General features: G+C 36.9%; 1 protein-coding gene. It reads left to right on the top strand.

The window, feature by feature from the left end; all coding sequences use genetic code 11:
• The first annotated feature begins 67 nt into the window (after window positions 1-67).
• Window positions 68-817, top strand: a complete 750-nt coding sequence (locus tag ADH54_RS00015) for a hypothetical protein (protein ID WP_049523233.1) — start codon at window positions 68-70, stop codon at window positions 815-817.
• Window positions 818-1,030: the final 213 nt, after the last annotated feature.

Here is a 1,030-nt window from a genome sequence, read left to right as displayed (position 1 = left end):
TGCTTCTGCAGGGATTGCGGCCGCAGTCGTTGCATCACTGTCTCAGCTAAAATTTTAGGAGTAACCTATGAATTTAGATATTAGAGAGCTAACTAGTTCTCTTTCCAGTTACAGCTCTGCGACAAACCAAGCTGTAAATATGATGGCTGATGCAGTCCGACCTATTGGGTATATCCTTTTAGGTCTTTTTTTCTGGTTTGAGATGGCATCGTGGTCACAAATGGTCAAGTCGAGAGGAGGTTCGCTAACCCAAAAGATATGGTTAGAGGCCTTGATGAAGTATTTATTTGCTTTCATCATGATTTCTGCCTCATCTCAAATTTGCGATGCCATTCTAGAGTTGCTTAATATTATTGTGAAGGTAATTGCTCATGTAGTACCTTCACAACTTGATAAATATCAATATGCGCAAGGTGCTGTCAAAGGTTGGTTTGAGAAAAGTATTTTTGGTCTAGTCGGTGGACTAACTGAATTCATAGCTAATATAATACTTGGAATTATTATCTTCCTAAGGTATTTAGACTTGTATATGCTTAAGGCTTTAGCTCCATTATTGGTAGCTTTCTTTATGATGGATTCTTTACGAACTGTCACGATTAACTTCCTGAAATATTTTGCAGCTTCAGCCTTTATCGGAGTTATTCTAATTGTAGTATCTGTTGTATATAATGGTTTAGTCACTACAGATATGTTAAAAGTGGCAGCAGGAACTAGCGGAAGTTGGGGGACAGCCTTTGCGTCAATTGCTAAAGGTGTAATATACATCTTTACACTTGTTGGAACTAGTCGAAAAGCCAAGCAACTTTTAGGAGTATAATCCATGTCTAGAGAAATTAGAATTGATCGATGTTATTTTGTATGAAAGGAAACTAATTGAAAAAAATTGGATCAGAATTTTTAAGAGAATTTGAAAACGAGGACAAGCCAATTCTATTTGGTCTAACTACTAGAATGCTTGTTCTATACGTGTGTTTGATAATAGCTGTCTCAGGGACAATTGCTATTTACTTCTTTGGTCTACCTGATTGGT

Origin of the sequence: Streptococcus pseudopneumoniae (genome assembly GCF_001072315.1) — a bacterium.
Classification (GTDB): Bacteria; Bacillota; Bacilli; order Lactobacillales; family Streptococcaceae; genus Streptococcus; species Streptococcus pseudopneumoniae_R.
The sequence above is the reverse complement of the archived record's forward strand: the minus strand, read 5'-3'. Positions and strand labels throughout refer to the sequence as shown.

What these genes read in the sequence shown, in the direction of transcription:
- ADH54_RS00015 (WP_049523233.1), top strand. Translation starts at nt 68, where the DNA reads ATGAATTTAGATATTAGAGAGCTAACTAGTTCTCTTTCCAGTTACAGC.